At 45.0% G+C, this 19,599-nt stretch carries 22 protein-coding genes; 14 read left to right on the forward strand and 8 right to left on the reverse strand.

The window, feature by feature from the left end; genetic code table 11:
- Positions 1-3: 3 nt before the first annotated feature.
- The 5 genes from BUC05_RS01600 to BUC05_RS01620 all read right to left on the reverse strand — a co-directional run bounded on the left by BUC05_RS01600 (position 4) and on the right by BUC05_RS01620 (position 5,288).
- A complete protein-coding gene (locus BUC05_RS01600; RefSeq protein ID WP_011246476.1) occupies positions 4-1,485 on the reverse strand; it encodes a Na+/H+ antiporter subunit D in 1,482 nt (493 codons plus the stop codon).
- A complete protein-coding gene (locus BUC05_RS01605; RefSeq protein ID WP_073304001.1) occupies positions 1,478-1,816 on the reverse strand; it encodes a Na(+)/H(+) antiporter subunit C in 339 nt (112 codons plus the stop codon). Before BUC05_RS01605 ends, BUC05_RS01600 begins: the two co-directional genes overlap by 8 nt.
- Positions 1,816-2,250 carry a Na(+)/H(+) antiporter subunit B gene (locus tag BUC05_RS01610; protein ID WP_011246478.1) on the reverse strand — a complete coding sequence of 145 codons (435 nt, stop codon included), beginning with the start codon at positions 2,248-2,250 and terminating at the stop codon, positions 1,816-1,818. The genes BUC05_RS01605 and BUC05_RS01610 overlap by 1 nt, the downstream gene beginning before the upstream one ends.
- Entirely contained in the window at positions 2,247-4,658 is a 2,412-nt protein-coding gene (locus BUC05_RS01615) for a Na+/H+ antiporter subunit A (RefSeq protein WP_073304002.1), read from the reverse strand. Before BUC05_RS01615 ends, BUC05_RS01610 begins: the two co-directional genes overlap by 4 nt.
- A 489-nt stretch (positions 4,659-5,147) precedes the next feature.
- Entirely contained in the window at positions 5,148-5,288 is a 141-nt protein-coding gene (locus BUC05_RS01620; RefSeq protein WP_035203910.1) for a sporulation histidine kinase inhibitor Sda, read from the reverse strand.
- A 391-nt stretch (positions 5,289-5,679) separates the two neighbouring features.
- Here BUC05_RS01620 and BUC05_RS01625 point away from each other — a divergent pair, with 391 nt between their 5' ends.
- From BUC05_RS01625 to BUC05_RS01665, 9 genes are read left to right on the forward strand one after another with little or no spacing between them, the layout of a single operon-like run.
- The gene (locus BUC05_RS01625; RefSeq protein ID WP_011246480.1) at positions 5,680-6,201 is read left to right on the forward strand and encodes a YqeG family HAD IIIA-type phosphatase; all 522 of its coding nucleotides are present in this window, start codon (positions 5,680-5,682) and stop codon (positions 6,199-6,201) included.
- Positions 6,198-7,316 carry a ribosome biogenesis GTPase YqeH gene (yqeH, locus tag BUC05_RS01630; protein ID WP_073304003.1) on the forward strand — a complete coding sequence of 373 codons (1,119 nt, stop codon included), beginning with the start codon at positions 6,198-6,200 and terminating at the stop codon, positions 7,314-7,316. Before BUC05_RS01625 ends, yqeH begins: the two co-directional genes overlap by 4 nt.
- A 23-nt stretch (positions 7,317-7,339) precedes the next feature.
- Positions 7,340-8,167: a shikimate dehydrogenase gene (aroE, locus tag BUC05_RS01635; protein WP_073304004.1), complete on the forward strand. Its 828-nt coding sequence runs from the start codon at positions 7,340-7,342 to the stop codon at positions 8,165-8,167.
- A gap of 18 nt (positions 8,168-8,185) precedes the next feature.
- A complete protein-coding gene (gene yhbY, locus BUC05_RS01640; RefSeq protein ID WP_073304005.1) occupies positions 8,186-8,482 on the forward strand; it encodes a ribosome assembly RNA-binding protein YhbY in 297 nt (98 codons plus the stop codon).
- 18 nt (positions 8,483-8,500) lie between these two features.
- Positions 8,501-9,079 carry a nicotinate-nucleotide adenylyltransferase gene (locus tag BUC05_RS01645; RefSeq protein ID WP_073304007.1) on the forward strand — a complete coding sequence of 193 codons (579 nt, stop codon included), beginning with the start codon at positions 8,501-8,503 and terminating at the stop codon, positions 9,077-9,079.
- On the forward strand, positions 9,060-9,644 hold the full coding sequence (gene yqeK, locus BUC05_RS01650) for a bis(5'-nucleosyl)-tetraphosphatase (symmetrical) YqeK (RefSeq protein WP_035203918.1): 585 nt from the start codon (positions 9,060-9,062) through the stop codon (positions 9,642-9,644). The genes BUC05_RS01645 and yqeK overlap by 20 nt, the downstream gene beginning before the upstream one ends.
- 10 nt (positions 9,645-9,654) lie before the next feature.
- Entirely contained in the window at positions 9,655-9,990 is a 336-nt protein-coding gene (gene rsfS, locus BUC05_RS01655) for a ribosome silencing factor (RefSeq protein WP_035204205.1), read from the forward strand.
- Positions 9,984-10,841, forward strand: a complete 858-nt coding sequence (locus BUC05_RS01660) for a CvfB family protein (protein WP_035203920.1) — start codon at positions 9,984-9,986, stop codon at positions 10,839-10,841. The genes rsfS and BUC05_RS01660 overlap by 7 nt, the downstream gene beginning before the upstream one ends.
- Complete coding sequence (locus tag BUC05_RS01665; RefSeq protein WP_073304009.1) at positions 10,838-11,578, forward strand: class I SAM-dependent DNA methyltransferase; 741 nt, start codon at positions 10,838-10,840, stop codon at positions 11,576-11,578. Before BUC05_RS01660 ends, BUC05_RS01665 begins: the two co-directional genes overlap by 4 nt.
- 60 nt (positions 11,579-11,638) lie before the next feature.
- Here the strand turns inward: BUC05_RS01665 and comER are convergent, their stop codons facing one another.
- Positions 11,639-12,487: a late competence protein ComER gene (gene comER, locus BUC05_RS01670; protein WP_257006673.1), complete on the reverse strand. Its 849-nt coding sequence runs from the start codon at positions 12,485-12,487 to the stop codon at positions 11,639-11,641.
- A 61-nt stretch (positions 12,488-12,548) separates the two neighbouring features.
- Between comER and BUC05_RS01675 the strand changes: the two genes are divergently transcribed.
- The 3 genes from BUC05_RS01675 to BUC05_RS01685 are packed head-to-tail and all read left to right on the forward strand — an operon-like array spanning position 12,549 to position 16,111.
- On the forward strand, positions 12,549-13,163 hold the full coding sequence (locus BUC05_RS01675) for a helix-hairpin-helix domain-containing protein (protein ID WP_011246490.1): 615 nt from the start codon (positions 12,549-12,551) through the stop codon (positions 13,161-13,163).
- Between the two features lie 54 nt (positions 13,164-13,217).
- Positions 13,218-13,808: a ComE operon protein 2 gene (locus tag BUC05_RS01680; protein ID WP_011246491.1), complete on the forward strand. Its 591-nt coding sequence runs from the start codon at positions 13,218-13,220 to the stop codon at positions 13,806-13,808.
- Positions 13,805-16,111, forward strand: a complete 2,307-nt coding sequence (locus BUC05_RS01685) for a DNA internalization-related competence protein ComEC/Rec2 (protein ID WP_073304011.1) — start codon at positions 13,805-13,807, stop codon at positions 16,109-16,111. Before BUC05_RS01680 ends, BUC05_RS01685 begins: the two co-directional genes overlap by 4 nt.
- A 109-nt stretch (positions 16,112-16,220) precedes the next feature.
- Here the strand turns inward: BUC05_RS01685 and BUC05_RS01690 are convergent, their stop codons facing one another.
- A complete protein-coding gene (locus BUC05_RS01690; RefSeq protein WP_011246493.1) occupies positions 16,221-16,358 on the reverse strand; it encodes a YqzM family protein in 138 nt (45 codons plus the stop codon).
- A 549-nt stretch (positions 16,359-16,907) separates the two neighbouring features.
- Between BUC05_RS01690 and holA the strand changes: the two genes are divergently transcribed.
- Positions 16,908-17,930 carry a DNA polymerase III subunit delta gene (gene holA, locus BUC05_RS01695; RefSeq protein ID WP_011246494.1) on the forward strand — a complete coding sequence of 341 codons (1,023 nt, stop codon included), beginning with the start codon at positions 16,908-16,910 and terminating at the stop codon, positions 17,928-17,930.
- A gap of 84 nt (positions 17,931-18,014) precedes the next feature.
- Here holA and rpsT read toward each other — a convergent pair whose 3' ends face one another.
- On the reverse strand, positions 18,015-18,281 hold the full coding sequence (rpsT, locus tag BUC05_RS01700) for a 30S ribosomal protein S20 (RefSeq protein ID WP_011246495.1): 267 nt from the start codon (positions 18,279-18,281) through the stop codon (positions 18,015-18,017).
- 195 nt (positions 18,282-18,476) lie between these two features.
- On the opposite strand from rpsT, the gene gpr reads away from it, so the two are divergent.
- Positions 18,477-19,595, forward strand: a complete 1,119-nt coding sequence (gene gpr / locus BUC05_RS01705) for a GPR endopeptidase (RefSeq protein ID WP_011246496.1) — start codon at positions 18,477-18,479, stop codon at positions 19,593-19,595.
- Positions 19,596-19,599: the final 4 nt, after the last annotated feature.

The raw sequence follows: 19,599 nt of genomic DNA on the forward strand, positions 1-19,599 counted from the left end.
TTCTCACTCTCCCAAAACAGATTGAATGTAAATTTCCGGATTGAGTAGCTGGTCTGCTACAGCAAGCGAATAAGTAAATACAGGTTCAGCAGCAACGCCTAGGGCAATCGTTAACATCACCAGTGGAACGATTGGCAGCAAAAGTTTTGTTACGGAAATAGAGGCCTGTTCGTCTGTATGTGCTTGTTTTCCCCAGAACGCATATACAAAAATCTTGATCATTGAAAACAACGTCAATAAGCCGACGAGCAACGCTACAAAGGCAATCCCGTAACTTTCGATCACTAAGCTTTCCAAGATGAGCGGGAATTTGCTGAAAAAGCCACTCAAAGGAGGAATCCCAGCAAGGGATAATGCGCAGATTAAAAAGAGCCACGCTAGCCAAGGGTGCGTCTTCAGCAAGCCGCCCATTTGCTTAATATCGGTTGTGCCTGTCACTTTTTGTGTTGCTCCAGCAAACAGAAAAAGTGCTGTTTTGACAATGATATGGTGAGCAATGTAAAAGACTGCCCCAGCAATAGCGGCTCGTGTATAGAGGCCAAGGCCCATTACCATATAACCTACTTGGCTAATGATATGGTAGGAAAGAATCCGTTTGAAATCAAATTGCGATACGGCTCCAAGGACGCCAAAAAACATCGTCAATCCTGCAATCCATAAAATAAACGTATGTGTAAATCCTGGATCATTTGTAAAAATGAGCGTAAATGTTCGGATGATCGCATAAATGCCAACCTTCGTCAACAATCCGCCAAACAGGGCGGCAATGGCAGCTGGCGGCCCGTAATAAGAGCGGGGAAGCCAGAAATAAAGGGGAAATAATGCTCCTTTCATCGCAAATACAATAAAGAAAATCATCGCTACCACTTGCAAAGCCCCTGTTTGTTCCATTTCCCCGATCCGAACTGCTAAGTGGGCCATATTTAACGTGCCTGTAATCCCATAAAGGTAGGCGACGCCAACTAAAAAGAGGATGGAAGCAAATACGTTGATCGCTGCATACTTAAACGATTCTCGCAATTGGTAGCCTGTTCCTCCAATAACGATTAACGCATAGGATGACAACAGCATCACTTCAAAGAAAACAAACAAGTTAAATAAATCCCCAGTGAGAAAAGCGCCGTTTACTCCAGTCAACAGAAAGAAGTAAAAGGGGTAGAAATAAAACTTTTCCCGTTCAGGATGGATGGTGTAAAAGGCGAAAAGCAAACAAATTAGCCCGATAATAGCAGAGAGAAGTACCATAAATGTGGAAAACAAATCTGATACGAATACAATGCCGAATGGGGCATTCCAATTTCCGAACTCGAGTGTTGTAATGCCATTTGTATAAGCGTCATATGCAAGAAACAGCGCGCTTGCCAATATCGCAATAGAGGCAAGCAAGCTAATGAAGCGCTGCACCTTGCGATAGTTGGCAAATAAAATCAACGTTGCTCCAATGGCAAATGGCAAAATAACAGGAATGATTAGCATATTATTCATCGGCAGAACCCCTTAATTTCTCTAAGTCGTCGGTGTTATGCACTTTGTATGTCCGGTAGCCAAGCACTACAAGAAAGGCAGTGATTCCAAAACTGATGACAATCGCTGTCAAAATAAGCGCTTGCGGGAGCGGGTCTGTGTAGCCGCCGTCTGCCATATGCTCAAGTGGTGGAGCTTCGGCATTTAGACCAGCCATCGTCAAAAGCAGCAAATGGGCGCCATGGGAAAGAATCATTAACGACACAATCACGCGAAGCAAGCTACGTGCTAGCAGAAGATAAATGCCGATCGTGAAAAGAACGCCGATGACGATAAACATTAAAATTTCCATTAGCCTTTATCCTCCGCAATCGTTAGGGTTACAACCATTGCCATCGCTACGACTACAAAAAAGATACCTAAGTCGAAAGGCAACGCTGTCGTTAATTCGACTTTACCGAAAAAAGGGAAATGGAAGTAATCAAAGAAATGTTCCAAGTAGGCTTGGCCAAACAGGATGCCGATAAAACCAACTGCAGCAGTCAGCAACAAGCCAATCGCAATAAATGGCACAAATGAAATCTTGATCGCTTCGTGGGCTTTTTTACGGTCAAAAACGACATAAATAAGAATAAAGGCACAGGCGGCCATTAACCCGCCAATGAACCCCCCACCTGGATCGTTATGTCCGGCAAAAAACAAGTAAAAGGCAAAGGCGAGAATAAAATAGGCGGCTACAGTAATAAGCGTTTGCTGAAGCACGTCATGGGATTTGGAATACTTCACACATCTTCCCCTCCTTTAAAGCGGTGTTTGATTAACATGATGACGGCAAGTGAAACAATGCCAAGCACAAGGACTTCAAGCATCGTATCAAGTCCCCGGAAATCAACGAGGATGACGTTTACCATATTGGTTCCGCCTCCAAGTTTATAAACGTTTTCGATGTAATAGTCGGAGATCGAAGAAAAATTAGCATCGGTGCCTAGCGAATAAGCGCTAATACCAACAACCGTAATGGTCACCCCGACAGCGGCTGAAATCACAATATTGCCCAGTTTCTTTGAAGGAGCCGCCTTTTCCGGCGCCATTTCTGGCAAGTGCCTGAATGCGAGCATTAATAGGACAACCGTTACCGTTTCAATTAAAAGCTGTGTAAGCGCCAAGTCCGGTGCGCGAAACATCGCAAAATAGAGTGCCATAATGTAGCCGATAATTCCTGCAAAGATAATCAATGTCATCCGTTTTTGAATAAACGGTAGGCACAAAGTGGTCACTATAAACACTGCTGTTACGATATAGACAAAAAACGGAGTTGTCGCTACAGTACTTATGTTAAAAGACCATGCATCAGCATACCAAAATGTCCAACCGAGGAGCAAAAGGATAAACGCACACATATAAACAAAATAATCCCTTAGCAACCCTGTCATTTGCGCTCTTGTGACAGTTTGCGAAAAGTGAATAAGACCGTCTAAGCCTTGATCGTAAAACCAATGGAGTGGGTCTCTTTCACGTTTATAGATGTTAAACTGCGACCATTTTTTCATCGTGATCAAGAGTACGCTTCCGCAAAAAATGATAGCCAATGTCATTAGCAATTCTGTATTAATCCCGTGCCAGAGCGAGAATTTGATGTCAAGCTCGTCCACAGAAAAACGGGGGAGTATGCTAGTGACAGCCGGAGCAACAAGCGATTGGGCGACGATGTTTGGAAATATACCGAGCGTAACAACTAAGGCTACTAGGATCACTGGGCTAATCAGCATTCCGAAAGGAGCTTCATGTACGGTTTTTTCGTAATGGCTTTGCTCGAATTTTCCGAAGAACGTCTTGAAAAATGTGACCGCACAGTACAGAAATGTAAATACACTAGCAATCCAAGCAATAACAGGAAGCAGAAAGCCTATCGTTCCCAATGAAAAGAAATCGCCCTCAGTTGCCCGTAGCAAGCTCGTAAAAAACATTTCTTTTGATAGAAAGCCGTTAAATGGCGGCAATCCAGCCATGGAAGCCAGCCCTATTGCTGAAATCGCAAAAGTGATGGGCATGATCGTCATTAATCCGCCTAATTTGCGGATATCCCTAGTGCCGGTTTCATGGTCGATAATGCCAACTGCCATAAACAAGCTGCCTTTAAAAGTCGCGTGGTTTAGCAAATGGAAGACTGCAGTCGTTATAGCTAGTGAATAAAAGACGGCCCCTTCTCCTGATTCCATATAAAGGGCAGCCGACCCAACTCCAAGCAAACTCATAATCAGCCCTAGTTGGCTGATGGTTGAGTAAGCCAAGATCCCTTTTAAATCTTTTTGGCGCACAGCCGTAATCGATCCGTACGTCAGTGTAACAAGCCCTGCAATCACCAATGCCCAAAACCATACAGCGTCGCCGCCGAACACAGGCGTTAACCGGGCTACTAAATAAATGCCCGCTTTTACCATCGTGGCTGAATGCAAATAGGCGGACACCGGAGTAGGCGCTTCCATTGCATCAGGCAACCAAATATGGAATGGGAATTGCGCTGACTTAGTAAAAGCGCCAAGCAGTACTAAAATCATCGCCGCTAAAAAGAGTGTGCTACCGGCCAGGCCTTCTGTTTGCGCAATGATGTCACGGACACTGAATGTGCCTGTCATACCGTAGAGAATACAGAAGCCGGCTAGCATTGCAAAGCCACCGAACACGGTGATTAACATTGATTTTTGGGCACCATATACGGACGCTTTGCGATGGAACCAATAGCTAATAAGCAGCGCTGAAGCAAGGCTGGTTAGTTCCCAAAAGATATACAAAACAATTAAATTATCGGACAATACGACGCCAACCATAGCCCCCATAAACATGAGCAAGTAAACGTAAAAGTGATGAAGGCGTTCTGACACTTTGTCCAAGTAGTAAATGGAATACAATACGACCAATCCACCAATCCCTGTAATTAACAAGGCAAATAATAAACTAAGGCCGTCAACATACAAATCGACATTAATCCCGAGTGAGGGAACCCAGGAAAGGGAGACGTACTCGTAACCGCCTTCCATCGTTGTCGGTAAAAACGTTAAAATGTACAGAAAAAGGGCAGTTGGAACCAATAGAACGAACCAACCAGTATGGATTTTTTTTGTATACGGGTAAATGATTGGTATAAGAATAGCCATCATAAATGGAATGAGGATGGCTATATGTAAACTGGACATGCCTGACCTCCTTTGAAATGAAAATAGGAACAATCGATTTAGTACGATCTCAGCCATTATAACGCAAAAAAAAAAGCCGTGCACCCTTAGTATACCAAGGATTTACGATGTTTGACTTATCTATTAAATAGGATAGAAGACGTAAGGGGAGCCTAAATTTTTTGTTATTAATTTTTAAAATGTATAAATCGACCCTTAATCAGACCACGCTATATGTAAAAAAAGAAGGCGGGGATGTTTCATTCGAACTCAAACGAAAGGGATCTTATGTGGGGGCGTATTTACGATCATTTTTCTAGGCAGTTGGTGGCTGGATCAGGATACGTGGAAAGAAAAAAGGGAAGGCTTTACTATACAAGGGTATGATTCAGTTGAATTTGCGCCGCGTGAATATATAAAGCTTTTGCCAAAAGAGACAGAAGAAAAAGACGACTTTTAAAAGTCGTCTTTTTCTTCAAGGCACACAAGGCGGGCGATTTCTATCAATCTTTATGAAGAGAGTTTAATCCTGTCCGTTAATGAACGCCTAAGGAGTTCATCGTGAATCAAATCAATGAAGTCTTGGTTAAGTTCAAGCTCAATGGCTTTATGGTACGTTTCGATTAGCAACTCGTCCGATAAATTTTCCATTGTCCCCCGCTAAAGCGTCAGCAGGTTCACCTCCTCGTCGATAGAAATGACCGCGACCTTAACAATCACTTATATGATTAATCAAATCCTATCATGTATCAGGAACTAGAACAACCGTTCGTTTATCCACATGGACTCGTTGATAACCTGTTAGCATTTTGTGGGTTTTTGTCTCAAACTCCTAATATACAAGTGTTTATAAAGTGAACAAAGTTATCCACAGGAATGGGCATGGGTGTATTTGTCGAAAAGTTTTTCGTTCGTAATGGTTTTTGTCGAATCATGAATAAGAAGCTTTATAAAAAAGGGTTTTGTTTGATAAAATGGGGGATGAACGGTATAGTTGATGATTGGTTAGTGAATGTGGAATGTTTAGAAATGAGGTGCTGATGTGTTCAGCGAGTTACTCCCTAATCAATACGTAAAAAGCATTTATGACATTGACTTGAATGCGCTCCGTGACCGTGGAATAAAAGCGGTCATTACCGATTTAGATAATACTTTAGTTGAATGGCACCGGCCAGGCGCGACACCAGAAGTCAAACAATGGTTGAAAGAACTGGAAAAAACAGGCTTACACGTAACGATTGTGTCAAACAACAATGAAAAGCGGGTAAAAACTTTTTGTGACCCTGAGAAAGTGGTTTTTATCCATAGCGCTAAAAAGCCTATGAGAAGAGCGTTTAGGCAGGCGTGCTCACAAATGGGGGTTCGTACTGATGAAGCAGTCGTTATTGGTGATCAAATATTCACAGATGTTCTCGGCGGTAACCGTGCGGGGCTGTATACGATTTTGGTCGTGCCTGTTGCAAGCACCGATGGTTGGATGACAAAAGTAAATCGACGTGTTGAACGGATTGTATTAAAATGGATGAGAAGAAAAGGGTACATACATTGGGAGGATGAGGCATGACGGAATCGAAGGAAGAATGGCACTGCTCAGGTTGTGGTGTCTCCATTCAAACGGAAGATCCGAAAAAGCTTGGTTACGCACCAGAATCGGCTTTAAAGCGAGACGTAGTAGTTTGCAAACGGTGTTACAGGCTTAAACATTACAATGAAATTGAGCCGGTTTCAATTGGCGATGAAGATTTTCAAGCGATGTTTGCGTCCCTTCACCATAAAAAGGCATTAATTGTAAAAGTTGTTGACGTCGTCGATTTCTATGGCAGTTGGATTTCAGGGGCCCAACGGTTTGTTGGTAAAAACCCTGTGTTGCTTGTGGCTAATAAAGTTGACCTTCTTCCTAAATCGACGAACCGCAACAAGTTGACAAACTGGCTTAAAAAATCAGCGAGTGACTTAGGGTTAAAGCCACTTGAAGTAAAATTAATGAGTACTGTGACCGGGGAAGGGATTGATGATGTCGCTTTAACGATTGACGACATGCGAAGAGGCCGAGATGTTTATGTCGTTGGCTGTACGAATGTTGGCAAGTCATCGTTTATCAACCGAATCCTCGCTATGCATGGACAAACGGGTGAAGCGATGATTACGACTTCTCACTTTCCAGGGACGACACTGGCGATGATTGATATTCCTCTAGGCGATGGCAAGTCGTTGGTGGATACACCTGGACTGGTTAATCGCCACCAATATGCCCATTTGCTTAGTGTAAAAGGGCTAAAGGAAATTACGCCCAAAAAAGAAATCAAACCAATTGTGTATCAACTAAAAGAAGGACAGACCCTTTTTTTAGGGGGCTTAGCCCGATTTGATTTTGTAAAGGGGGCCCCTTCCTCGTTTATTGTTTATGCGGCAAATCGTTTGCATATTCACCGCACCAAAATGGAAAAAGCAGATGACTTGTACAGCAAGCATGGAGGCGAACTGCTTGTCCCTCCGTATAAAGAAGACGGTGAACAAGTTCGCCCACTCGTGAAGCATTCGTTTAAAGTTGGCAAAGAGCCAATGGATATTGTCTTCTCAGGGTTAGGATGGATTCGGATTCAGACGGAAGGCGCCATCGTTGAAGCACACGCCCCAAAAGAAGTTGGCGTAGCGATTCGCCGTTCTATCCATACGTAAAAAGGGAGCAGGAGGTGGAGGAAATGACCCGCCAATTTGGTTTAATTGGTCATCCACTAGGCCATAGCAAAAGCCCAGTCATGCATGAAGCAGCCTACAAAGATATGGGGTTAGACGCTGTTTATTGTGCCTATGACATTTCTCCTCAGGAATTGGGAAATGCTATACGTACAATGAAAGTGCAAGGCATCGACGGGTTTAACGTAACCATTCCCCATAAAGTCGCAATCATCGACTATTTAGACGAAATTGATGAAGATGCCGAAGCGATGGGGGCGGTCAATACAGTCGTTTGTCAGGACGGCCGTTGGGTCGGCAAAAACACAGATGCGGATGGTTACATCGAATCCCTTCTGCCGGTTGTAAGCGACCAATCGCTTACAGGAAGGCGTGTGCTTGTCATTGGTGCAGGAGGCGCGGCGAGGGCTGTAATCCACGCCCTCGGCAAACAACGTGCCACTATTTCTGTTTCAAACCGGACGGCGGAAAAAGCCCAGGAGCTGGCGCAGCTGTTTAGCCATTTGACTATTGAGGCAATCCCGCTTAACGAGGCGGAATCAACGCTCGGAACATACGACGTATTAATTAATACGACTTCAGTCGGTATGTACCCTGATACGAGCAAACAGCCGATCGCTTTAGACCGTCTTAAGCAAGCAACGATTGTTAGTGATTTAATTTATAACCCATATGAGACAGCGCTTTTGCAAGAAGCGAAACAAAGAGGAAACCGGATTTTAAATGGCATTGGCATGTTTGTCAATCAAGGAGCGTTGTCCATTGAACACTGGACAGGGCGCAAACCAAACCGCAAATGCATGGAACGCGTTGTTCGTATGCATTTAACTTAATGGGAGAGGTACTAGCAAATGTTAACAAATAAACAGAAGCAGTTTTTACGGGCCAAGTCACATGCGGTCCAGCCGATTTTTCAAGTCGGCAAAGGGGGCGTCAACCAAAACATGGTTGTGCAAATCAACGAAGCCCTCGAAGCACGAGAATTAATTAAAATTAGCGTATTGCAAAACTGCCTTGATGATAAACATCACGTTGCGGAAGAAATTGTCAACCAAACACGCTCTTTTCTCGTGCAAGTCATTGGCAATATGATCATTCTTTATAAACCGTCAAAAGAAAACAAACAGATCGAGTTGCCTGGCCGGTAACAGAGGAGTGAGGTAAGAGTGAAGCGGATTGGATTATTTGGCGGCACGTTTGACCCTCCTCATCTCGGCCATTTGCTTATCGCGCAAGAGGCATTAACGGCAGTCAAATTGGATGAAGTCTGGTTTGTGCCTGTGTCGACACCTCCCCATAAAGAGCGTGCTGGTTTAACGTCTGGCAAAGACCGGTACGACATGGTGAAAGCTGCTCTCGTTCAAGAGGGGCGCTTTCGAGTTTGTGACATCGAACTAATCCGCAAAGGAAAATCGTATACGATTGATACAGTTCGCGAGTTGAAGCAAACCTATCCTGACGATGAGTTCTTTTTTTTGATTGGGGGCGACATGGTGGATATGTTGCCAGAATGGCGTGGGATCGATGAACTGAAACAATTGGTGACGTTTGTTGCCTTTAACCGTCCTGGTGCAAGCGCGAAAAGCCAGCCGGACATCCATTTCGTCCCGTTTGTCGAAGTCAACATCTCTTCTTCGCTAATAAGGGAACGGCTTGCAAAAGGCAAACCGATTCGCTATTTTGTTACGCCGGCAGTTGAACAATTGATTGAGGAGCGGAATCTTTATGGCGATAACAACGAATGAAGCACTCCATGAAGTCAAACAGCATTTGACCGATGTGCGTTATACCCACACTCTCGGCGTTCGGGATACGGCGCTAGCCCTTGCTAAGCAATATGGTGCTGATGAATCGAAGGCTGAACTTGCAGCGATTCTTCATGATATTTGTAAATACCACGATGTACAAACGATGCAAGACATTGTTCGAAACAAGCTACATGAGCCTCATTGGGGCGAATACGGAAACGAGCTGCTTCACGCCCCTTGTGGAGCCTACTTTGCAGAACGTCAATTAGGCGTTAAAGATAAAGACATTTTGCTTGCAATCCGTTTTCATACAACGGGGCGTGCCGGCATGGGTTTGTTGGAAAAAGTCTTATTTGTTGCCGATTATATTGAACCAAACCGGCGTTTTCCAGGTGTGGAACAAGCGAGAAAATTAGCTGAGGAAAGTTTAGACGCAGCTTGTTGTTTTGCCCTTAGGCAAACGATGTTTTTATTGTTAGATAGAAAACAGCTCATCCACCCGGAAACCGTATCCGCTTATAACGCTTTTTATAAACAGAAAGGAGCAATGGAATTTGAATGAACATTTAAAAATGGCGGTTGCCGCACTAGACGACAAAAAAGCGATGCAAATTACCGCACTAGATATGCGAGGCATTTCACCAATTGCCGATTATTTTATCATTTGCCACGGAAATTCTGAAAAGCAAGTGCAAGCAATTGCCCATGAATTGAAAAAAGTGTCCCAAGAAGCTGGGCTTGACATTAAACGGCTAGAAGGGTACGACGTAGCCCGTTGGGTGCTGATTGACATTGGCGATGTTGTCGTCCACATTTTCCATAAAGACGAACGTCTCTATTACAACCTCGAGAAGTTGTGGGGGGACGCAGCTCAAGTCGATTTGCAAGAGGTACTGAACGAATGCTAAAGCCAGGGATTACGGCGGACTTGGCTGTTGTACGGGAAGCGCCATTTGGTTATTTCTTAAGTGATGGGCATACCGATATCCTTCTCCATCAAAACGAGGCGACGAAGCCTCTCGAGTTGGAAGAAAAAGTGTGTGTGTTTCTATATCATGACCATCAAAATCGACTCTCAGCAACGATGCACGAACCGATTATTAAAAACGATGAAATGGGCTGGCTAAAGGTTGTCAGCGTGCGTCAAGGGCATGGCGTTTTTGTCGATAACGGAATTTCAAGGGACTTATTTGTGTCGATGGATGAATTGCCTTTTGATCGGCGTGAGTGGCCAGCGGCAGGGGATCGATTGTTTTGTTCATTGACGTGGGATAAAAAAGGGCGACTAATGGGCAAGTTGGTCAAAGGGTCGCCTGTCACTTCCCAAGCAATTGCGGCAGATCAATCATGGTTAAATAAAGAAGTCAAAGGCGTGGTTTACCACTTTCTTGATGAAGGGGCAGCGTTGCTCATTGAAAATGGTCCTGTCGGTTTCCTCCATCAAGATGAAGCTGCTGAAGTTCCCCGCCTTGGACAGACGATTCACGGCCGTGTCCAATTTGTACGAGACGATGGGCGTGTGAATATAACGCAACGGCTGCTTCGTACAGAACAACAAAAAGAAGACGCTGACCGCATTCTCGCTTTTTTGGCAGAACGTAAAGGCGGAATGCCTTATACGGATAAATCGCCTCCTGAAGACATTAAAGCCCGTTTTGGTATGAGCAAGGCGGCATTTAAACGGGCGCTTGGCAAACTGATCAAAGACGGCAAAGTCGAACAGCGTGACGGTTTTACGTATCGGGTGGAAAAGGAATGAGCTACAGCCATTTATCTTTCTGGTACGATGCATTCATGAGTCATGTTGATTACACAAAGTGGGCCACTTATTTTGAACGCACATGCAACATGTACGGCGTTCAGGCTAACCGAGTGCTAGATCTAGGCTGCGGTACAGGGGAATGGCTGTTAGAGATGCATGAACGTGGTTTGACGGCAGTAGGGGTTGACCTTTCAGAACAAATGCTTGCGGTAGCGCAGGCGAAATTGCAGGAAGCAGGTTACCAACCTCTGTTATATCAAGGCGATATGAGCGACTTGCCGCCAGTTGGTTCATTTGATGTCGTGACGATTTTTTGCGATTCATTAAACTACTTACAAGACGAGGACAGTGTGACACGCACTTTTGCCGCTTGTTATAACATGTTAACTAAGGGCGGCCTGCTTCTCTTTGATGTCCATTCTCCTACACGCATGGAAGCCTTTCCTGGAGAAGTGCACGCTCAGGCAGATGAAGAAGTTTCATACATTTGGCATAGTTTTGCAGGGGAAGATCCCTTAAGTGTCGTACACGAACTGACGTTTTTTGTTCGGCAACAAGATGGACGATATGAACGGCTGGAAGAAGCGCATTTTGAGCGAACGTATACAGTAGAAATGTATAAAGAAATGCTGAAACAGGCTGGATTCGCTGATCTAACCGTGACCGCGGACTTTACAAATGAACCACCGACAAGCAAGAGTGAACGGTTGTTTTTCTCTTGTCGAAAAGTTTAAGCAGGAAAAAGGCAAAATAACACGAAAAAAGCAGGAGGGAAAGCCAAACCTCCTGCTTTTTTACTTTGGTTCGTATAAAACTTCCGCCAATAGCTTTTCTTTTTCAGTTGCGTATTTTTCGTGTGTGCGTTTGAACAGAGAACCAAAACCATCCCCTAATTCATCATCTAAAACAGCAAGCCCTTCTCCAGTGATTCCCCCAGGGACGCAAACTCGTTTTTGCAATGCGGGAAGCGTGTAATGGCCACTCTCCAATAATTTTCCTAAGCCAATGATCATTGAAGTCGTCAACTCGGTCGCTTCTTCTTGTGAGATCGACGTTTCGCTTACCGCGCCATCGATAAATCGTTGCGCAAGGAAGGAAAAGAACGCAGGTCCGCAACTGACAATGTCGGACGCCACACGAGTAATCTCCTCTTCGATTTGCAAAGGCTCTGAAACAGCCGATACAAAACGCAATAAATTTGCTTGGTCTTCCTGTGTACATTTATTCCCGAATGTCACTAAAGTTGATCCAGACAAAGCACGGTTTAAAATGCTAGGGATAATACGGCATGTCTTGCAAGGCAAAGCAGCATCAAGGGACTCAACAGAAATAGGGCTAGTAATCGAAATGGCGATTTGATCAGCAGCCACATGGGGCTGGAGGGCGTGAAACAATGCGGGCATTTCCTTTGGCTTCACACAAAGGAACAGCCACTCGCATGTAGAGGCAATCTCTTCAAGAGAAGTAGACACCGTAATCCCTGGATACGTTGCTTTCAGCGCAGCCGCTTTTTCAGGGGAACGGTTAATGATGGAAATATTCGTCTGTTTCAGCGCCCCGGCATCAATAAATGATTCAATTAATAAACTTCCCATACTTCCTGTACCAATAAAACCGACATTCATATTCTCACACTCCTCGATAGCTGCTCTTTCATGAACGTATGCCAACCTGCCTGTTCATCATTCCAAAAAGGAGGAATTTATGAAGACGTTCCCGATAAAAAAGTATGCTTTGTATGGGGGCGGAGTCACGATTTGTACACTCATTGTCGTCGTTTTGGTGTTTGTCGACTTTCAAGGGGAAAATGACACTATCAATGAGATACCGCCATGGTTAGAGGAAAGCGAGGAAACAGAACTTGAAGAGGAAGCAGCGGATGGCGTTCTTGTCGTCGACGTAAAAGGAATGGTAGCTTCGCCAGGCGTGTACGAGCTGGAGGTGGGCAGCCGTTTATTTGAAGCAATTGAAAAAGCAGGTGGCTTTACGGACAGCGCCAACCGTGAGGCGGTCAATTTAGCTTTGCGCCTTGAAGATGAGATGGTTGTGTATGTGCCAAAAGAAGGTGAGGACGAAGGGGCAGGGCCGGTTCTTGCTGTTGAAATGAATGAGACAGATCATGAAGACACCATTAATATAAATGAAGCCACTGAAGCAGATTTGCTAACGTTACAAGGAATCGGCCCGTCAAAAGCGGCAGCGATCATTGGATACAGGGAAGAAAACGGCTCATTTGCCACAGTTGAAGAGCTAATGAATGTGAGCGGGATCGGCGAAAAAACATTCGAAGCACTTGAACCATTGATTCGGGTGAAGTAAAGATTGACTTATGTTGGCGATCGCTTCTACAATTTAAGCGAAAGGGGAAAAGCAATGGAACGTATTTCATGGGATCAATATTTTTTGGCGCAAAGCAAATTGCTTTCGCTGCGAAGCACATGCCCACGTTTAAAAGTAGGCGCCACAATTGTGAGAGACAAGCGGATTATTGCAGGCGGCTACAACGGCTCTGTTTCCGGGTCAGACCATTGTCTTGACAAAGGCTGTTATGTAGTCGACAACCATTGCATCCGTACCGTTCATGCAGAGGTAAATGCGTTGCTGCAATGCGCCAAATTTGGTGTGCCGACCGCTGGCGCGGAAATTTACATTACACATTTTCCTTGCATTCATTGTACCAAATCGCTGATTCAAGCTGGCATTGCCCGCGTTTATTATGCAAAGGACTATAAAAACCATCCTTATGCAGAAGAGTTGTTCAAAGAAGCGGGCATTCCATGCATAGAAGTGGAACTAGACGAAGCGGCCATTGATCAACAGTTCCATGAGAAGCTTGCCTTAACAACAGCGCTTTTGCAAGAAATTGAACGGTTAGGGGCAAGCGAAGAAGAATTGGATGCCTATGTAAAGCGAACAAAGAACTTGTATTTCTCAGCAAGCAATGATGTGCCAGAAGAGAAATGAACCGCCTGTGCATCAGTTTGCTCACAGCGAGCGCAGCTGTTGTGTTCGTTTTAAGCAGCCATGTTGGCGTTGCTGTCGCGTTGTTTATAGGAGCAATCGCTCTCCTGCCCGCGGCTTGGCGGAGCGGCCGGCTAGCAGCGGTGACGGCATTTGTACTGCCGTTGCTTCTGTTTGCTAGTGTGGCGACTGTGCACAAAAAAAGCAACGTCAGCATGCTTTCAGGTGAGGAAACGGCGTTTATTGTAGTGGTAAAAGAAACACCTCGCCTTGATGGAAATCGCTTCCGGGTAGTTGTTGAAACAACGGCCGGGGAGCGCTTGCAATTAGCAAGCCGTTTGCAATCAGAAAGCGAGCAACGTTTAGGAAAATTATTACCAGGAGACCATTGCCACGTAAATGGAAAGTTGAGCGAGCCAGCGCCTCCGCGCAACCGTTATGCATTTGACTATAGCCGCTATTTATATGAGCAACGAATTCACTGGCTGTTGGAGGCAGAGTCTGGGTCCTTTGTATGCAAACGCCCGGACGGGCTTTCGTTATTGACCCATTTGCAGGCATTTCGAGCACAATTGCTTCACGAGGCGGCTGCTGCCTTTCCAGAAGAAGCAGGAGGCATTGTGTTGGCGCTTACTCTTGGAGAGCGTTTCTATGTAGAAGAAGACGTGATTGAAGCTTACTCAACGCTTGGCATTATCCACTTGCTAGCGATCTCTGGCTTGCATGTTGGCTTGGTGACTGGAGCCGCTTTCTTTATCTGTATCCGCATCGGTTTGACGCGTGAGCGTGCCGCACTATTCATGCTTATTCCCTTGCCTATTTTTGCAATTCTCGCCGGGGCGGCGCCTCCGGTAGTACGCGCGTCCGCAATGGCATTCGTGTTTTTTCTATTTGCCTTACGCAAATGGCGAATTCACCCCTTATTCGGTTTTGCTACGATCTATTTCCTCTATCTGTTGTTGGATCCTTACAAACTGTTCCAACTCGGTTTTCAACTTTCGTTTCTCGTATCGTTTGCTCTGATTTTCGCGGCTAAAACGATTCAAACCGCAAACGGAGGGTATTTACGGCAAATGTGCACGGTCACAACAATTGCCCAGTTTGCCGGATTGCCACTTATCTTTTTCCATTTCTATGAATGGTCACCTTTCAGCCTTCTCCTCAACCTTGTGTATATTCCACTTGTTTCATTTATCGTTCTTCCCTTTAGTTTCCTCTCTCTGGTTGCGTTTGTATGGCTTCCTGAGCAAGTAAATCTGTTTATTGGATTGCTCGAATCGCTTTTGACGTTTGTTCATCCAACTCTTCTTAAGCTAAGTGAATCTACTTTTCAGCTTGTGCTTGGGAAACCTCCGGTATGGCTTGTAGTCGCAATGTATGGCGCCCTTGCTTTTGCTTTTGTCCATTGGCAGGAACAAAAATGGCCTTTGCCGATCGCTTTTTTGCCTTTTTTTGCCTGTTTAATCGTTGGAGCTGTAGCGCCTTACGTTCAGTCAAAAGCAGCTGTGACGATGATTGATGTCGGCCAAGGCGATAGTTTTTTGATTGAGCTCCCTTACCGAAAAGGGATTTATATGATCGATACTGGGGGAGTGGCAGCTTATGGCGAGGAAGAAGACTGGCAGCAACGGAAAAACACGTTCGACCCAGGCAGTGATGTCATTGCTCCATTTTTAAAAGCGAAAGGCATCAGCAAAATAGACATGCTTGTTTTAACACATGGCGATTACGACCATATTGGCGGGGCAACTGGATTGTTGAATGAAATCAATGTCGAACAGGTTATTTATCCGAAAGGGCCAGTTGAAAAGGAAACTGAAATTGAGCTCCTCGAAAACATTCACGCATCGCCAACCAACCTCCACTTTACGAGAGCAAACGAGGTGCTTGCTGAGAATTGGTATGTGTTGCATCCACCAGAGGGAGAACACTTTACAGGAAATGACGGTTCTATCGTAATATTTGCTGAAATTGAAGGGGTGACGTTTCTATTCACTGGAGATTTGGAAGAGGCAGGAGAACAGAGGCTTATGCGCTCGTATCCCGGCATGCAAGTAGATGTGCTAAAAGTTGGCCATCATGGCAGTTTATCGTCTACGACAGAACCGTTTATTAGCCAAGTGGCACCGCGCTATGCCTTCATCTCGGCAGGGGCCCAAAACCGCTTTGGCCACCCTCACCCTGAAGTGGTTGAGCGGCTAGAAAGGGCGAATATGATCGTGTGGCGAACAGATGTACATGGAATGGTTGAACTGACGCTTAGCAATGGGGAAATTGAGGCGGTGGAGACGATGCTAAAACCGTGAACATAAAAAAGGCAGAAAATAATCTGCCCCAGACTTTATAAGAAAACGCTCGCATCCTTCGTTGTTCCCCTCGGCTGACAAGCGTTTCCGATCAGTCTGAATCGATCCATTAGTAATAGCTTGCCACATCGACAATATTGGCGATAAGGAAGATGATTGTGAAAAAAGCAAATGAAGCAATAAAGCCGATACCTGAAGGGACGATGTCATTTGCTTTATCTTGAACGTCCTGTTCGAATTTGTTCATAAGGCACCTCCTTGTCTACGTCTAGTATACGCGATTCGCCTAAAAATGAAAAGGCTGTCTGAAAGCGTCTATAAAAAGCACCATTTCCTTTTTACATGCATACAATGCCATAGACGATAGGGTTGCCCGCATGCTATTAGAATACCTAGGGTTCTTGGCGGCATGCGTTCATTATAGATTAACTAGCAAAGAGGGAGGCGGAATGGCCTGCCTCTTGCTTTATGGGCAATAAAGGCTATCCAGGTCGCTTAAAGAGGGGCTTCTTGGGTGATCGCCCCTTTGCGAAAGAGACCAAGCGAACCCTCTTGTTCCAAGAGTTATCTTTTATTAGGCAATGGCTAATAAGCGAATCCCGTTGTTCAAGAGCTACTTTATCAAGCATTTGTCGATAAAAACTTCGGGCAATTGGCTTTCCCTTTACTATCGACAAATAACCCGTTCATCGCAACCGATATTATCCGTTAGGCTATGCTACGAAGAGGGAGATTTCTTTCGGAAATATGTTAAAATAAACATGAACAGGTCAGGAATATAGGGGATAGGTTGGATATGAGCATCATTACGGAAATGAAGCAATTGTCGAGTGAGACAATGGCACCGGTATACTTTTTGTATGGGACAGAACGTTATTTAATCGAGCAATTTTTACAAAAAGCAAGCGAAGCATTATTTGCAGGGGAAGAAGGCGAAATGAATGATATTCGCTTACGCTTACAAGATACGCCGTTAGGGGAAGTGGTGGAGGAAGCGGAGACTGTTCCGTTTTTCTCAAAGCGGAAACTTGTTGTGATCCAAGACTTTTATTTGGCAACGAGCCAGAAAGTAGCGACAAAACTGGAGCATGACATTCCCGCGCTGGAAGCCTATCTCGACTCGCCTGCACAAGAAACCGTGCTTGTCGTTGTCGCGCCGTATGAAAAATTAGATGAACGCAAGAAAATCACCAAAAAATTAAAAAAACAAACGAGCGCTATCGATGTGAATCCATTTGATGAAAAGGAAACATTTGCGTGGATGGAGGCGATTGCTAAACAGGAGGGCGTTGCGATCGAGCAAGACGCGAAGCAATTGCTGTATAAGCGTACAGGCCCTAACTTGATGTTGTTGCACCGTGAATTGGAGAAGTGCATGTTGTATAGCAAAGACGGGGACCCAGTCACAGCAAGCATTGTCGACGAACTCGTTGCTGAGACAGTGGAACAAAGTGTATTTACTGTTATTGACTACACGGCGAAAGGCCGTGCTGGTGACGCGGTCCGGCTTTACCACCAGCTGTTGCGGCAAAAAGAAGAGCCGCTAGCCATACTGGCGTTGTTGACGCGGCAATTTCGGCAATTTTTCCAGGTGAAAACGAGGCTAGCCAAAGGGTACACGCAAAAAGAGATGGCATCACAGCTTAAATTGCATCCTTATGTAGTAAAGCTCGCCATGCAGCAAGTCAAAGCGTTAACGACCAAGCAATTAAGACAAGCCCTTATCGTTTGCGAAGAAACTGACTATGCCATTAAGACAGGGCAGGCCGATAAAGAGTTGGCCGTCGAGCTGTTGCTGCTGCGATTGGCAAGCACGTAAAAAGCCTAAGACTAGCGTCTAAGGCTTTTTGTTTTTGCCATAAAAAAAGATCACGGGGCAATGCCCGAGATCTAGCAAGTCTTATTAAGCAGACAATCCGTTCAATTTTTTCGCTAGGCGCGACTTTTGACGGGATGCAGCGTTTTTATGGATAAGACCTTTTGTAGCGGCTTTATCAAGCTTTTTCGATGCTTCAACAAACGCAGCTTGCGCTTTTTCTACATCCCCATTTGCTGCAGCAGTTTCAAAATGTTTCACTGCTGTGCGGAGCGCTGATTTTTGCGCAGCATTTTGTGCGCGGCGTTTTTCGTTTGTTTTCACACGTTTGATCGCAGATTTAATATTTGGCATTTATTTCACCTCCAACTTAAATGGCTTATTCCACTTATAGCCATCATTAAGCGCTAGTACAACAATCTGCATTTTATCAAAACTAGAAGCCCATTGCAATACAAACGAGGGAAACAGCTTGCAAAAGGGGCGAATGTTTTTTCGCGCGTGAGAGACAATACAAGTAGTCCACTGATAAAAAGGAGGCGGTTTTGGATGCCTGATTTAAATATGGAACCATTTCAAATTAGAACGGATTTAGCGCTTGAAGCACATGAAATGGCGGTTGAAGAACAACGTGAAAAAGCCGGTCAAGAAAGTTCAAGTGCGGTAACGGACGTAGTGGTAAAAGAGGAAACGGTGGAAGGCGTTAAAATTACTACTGTAGAAATCGGGGAGGAAGGCGCGAAACGGTTAAATAAACGTGCTGGTCATTACTTAACGTTTGAAGCGCAAGGAATAAGGAAAAAAGACACGGCCCTCCAAGACAATATCGAACGCGTCTTTGCAAAAGAGTTTGCTGCTTTTTTACGCAATAAAGGAATTAAAGACTCGGACACTTGTTTAGTTGTTGGATTGGGCAATTGGAATGTGACGCCTGATGCGCTAGGGCCATTGGCGGTGGAAGAATTACTGGTTACTAGGCATTTGTTTCAATTGGCTCCCGAAGAAATAGAGGAGGGCTACCGACCAGTAAGTGCATTGACACCAGGCGTGATGGGGACGACTGGGATTGAAACAAGCGACATTGTTTTCGGCGTTATTGAAAAAACAAAACCGGACTTTGTCGTTGTCATTGACGCTCTTGCTTCTCGTTCCATTGAGCGGGTAAATACGACCATTCAAGTTGCAGATACAGGCATCCATCCAGGGAGTGGCGTCGGCAACAACCGCAAAGCAATGAACGAAGAAACACTAGGCATTCCTGTTATTGCAATCGGTATTCCTACGGTTGTAGACGCTGTGACGATTACGTCGGATGCGATTGATTATGTGATGAAACATTTGGGCAAAGAAATGCGTGAAGGCAACAAGCCGTCAAAAAGGTTAGCGCCAGCTGGGATGATGTTTGGCGAAAAGCGGCAACTAACCGATGAAGATTTGCCTGATGAAAAGGGCAGACAAGCCATTATGGGGATGGTCGGAGGGCTTGAAGGCCCTGAAAAGCGGCAATTGATCCAAGAAGTGCTCGCCCCTCTTGGCCATAACTTAATGGTAACACCAAAAGAAATAGACGTCTTTATTGAAGACATGGCCCATGTGGTAGCTGGCGGGCTAAATGCAGCTTTGCATGGCCAAGTCGATCAAAAAAACGTCGGCGCTTATACTCATTAATAAA

It is taken from the genome of Shouchella rhizosphaerae, from assembly GCF_900142675.1.
Classification (GTDB): domain Bacteria; phylum Bacillota; class Bacilli; order Bacillales; family Bacillaceae_D; genus Shouchella; species Shouchella rhizosphaerae.

Coding starts and splice junctions, on each gene's coding strand:
- BUC05_RS01680 (WP_011246491.1), top strand. CDS start 13,218: ATGGAACGTATTTCATGGGATCAATATTTTTTGGCGCAAAGCAAATTG.
- BUC05_RS01600 (WP_011246476.1), bottom strand. CDS start 1,485: ATGAATAATATGCTAATCATTCCTGTTATTTTGCCATTTGCCATTGGA.
- aroE (WP_073304004.1), top strand. CDS start 7,340: ATGACCCGCCAATTTGGTTTAATTGGTCATCCACTAGGCCATAGCAAA.
- rsfS (WP_035204205.1), top strand. CDS start 9,655: ATGGCGGTTGCCGCACTAGACGACAAAAAAGCGATGCAAATTACCGCA.
- gpr (WP_011246496.1), top strand. CDS start 18,477: ATGCCTGATTTAAATATGGAACCATTTCAAATTAGAACGGATTTAGCG.
- holA (WP_011246494.1), top strand. CDS start 16,908: ATGAGCATCATTACGGAAATGAAGCAATTGTCGAGTGAGACAATGGCA.
- BUC05_RS01605 (WP_073304001.1), bottom strand. CDS start 1,816: ATGGAAATTTTAATGTTTATCGTCATCGGCGTTCTTTTCACGATCGGC.
- BUC05_RS01660 (WP_035203920.1), top strand. CDS start 9,984: ATGCTAAAGCCAGGGATTACGGCGGACTTGGCTGTTGTACGGGAAGCG.
- yhbY (WP_073304005.1), top strand. CDS start 8,186: ATGTTAACAAATAAACAGAAGCAGTTTTTACGGGCCAAGTCACATGCG.
- BUC05_RS01620 (WP_035203910.1), bottom strand. CDS start 5,288: ATGGAAAATTTATCGGACGAGTTGCTAATCGAAACGTACCATAAAGCC.
- BUC05_RS01675 (WP_011246490.1), top strand. CDS start 12,549: ATGAAGACGTTCCCGATAAAAAAGTATGCTTTGTATGGGGGCGGAGTC.
- rpsT (WP_011246495.1), bottom strand. CDS start 18,281: ATGCCAAATATTAAATCTGCGATCAAACGTGTGAAAACAAACGAAAAA.
- yqeH (WP_073304003.1), top strand. CDS start 6,198: ATGACGGAATCGAAGGAAGAATGGCACTGCTCAGGTTGTGGTGTCTCC.
- BUC05_RS01690 (WP_011246493.1), bottom strand. CDS start 16,358: ATGAACAAATTCGAACAGGACGTTCAAGATAAAGCAAATGACATCGTC.
- BUC05_RS01685 (WP_073304011.1), top strand. CDS start 13,805: ATGAACCGCCTGTGCATCAGTTTGCTCACAGCGAGCGCAGCTGTTGTG.
- yqeK (WP_035203918.1), top strand. CDS start 9,060: ATGGCGATAACAACGAATGAAGCACTCCATGAAGTCAAACAGCATTTG.
- BUC05_RS01615 (WP_073304002.1), bottom strand. CDS start 4,658: ATGTCCAGTTTACATATAGCCATCCTCATTCCATTTATGATGGCTATT.
- BUC05_RS01665 (WP_073304009.1), top strand. CDS start 10,838: ATGAGCTACAGCCATTTATCTTTCTGGTACGATGCATTCATGAGTCAT.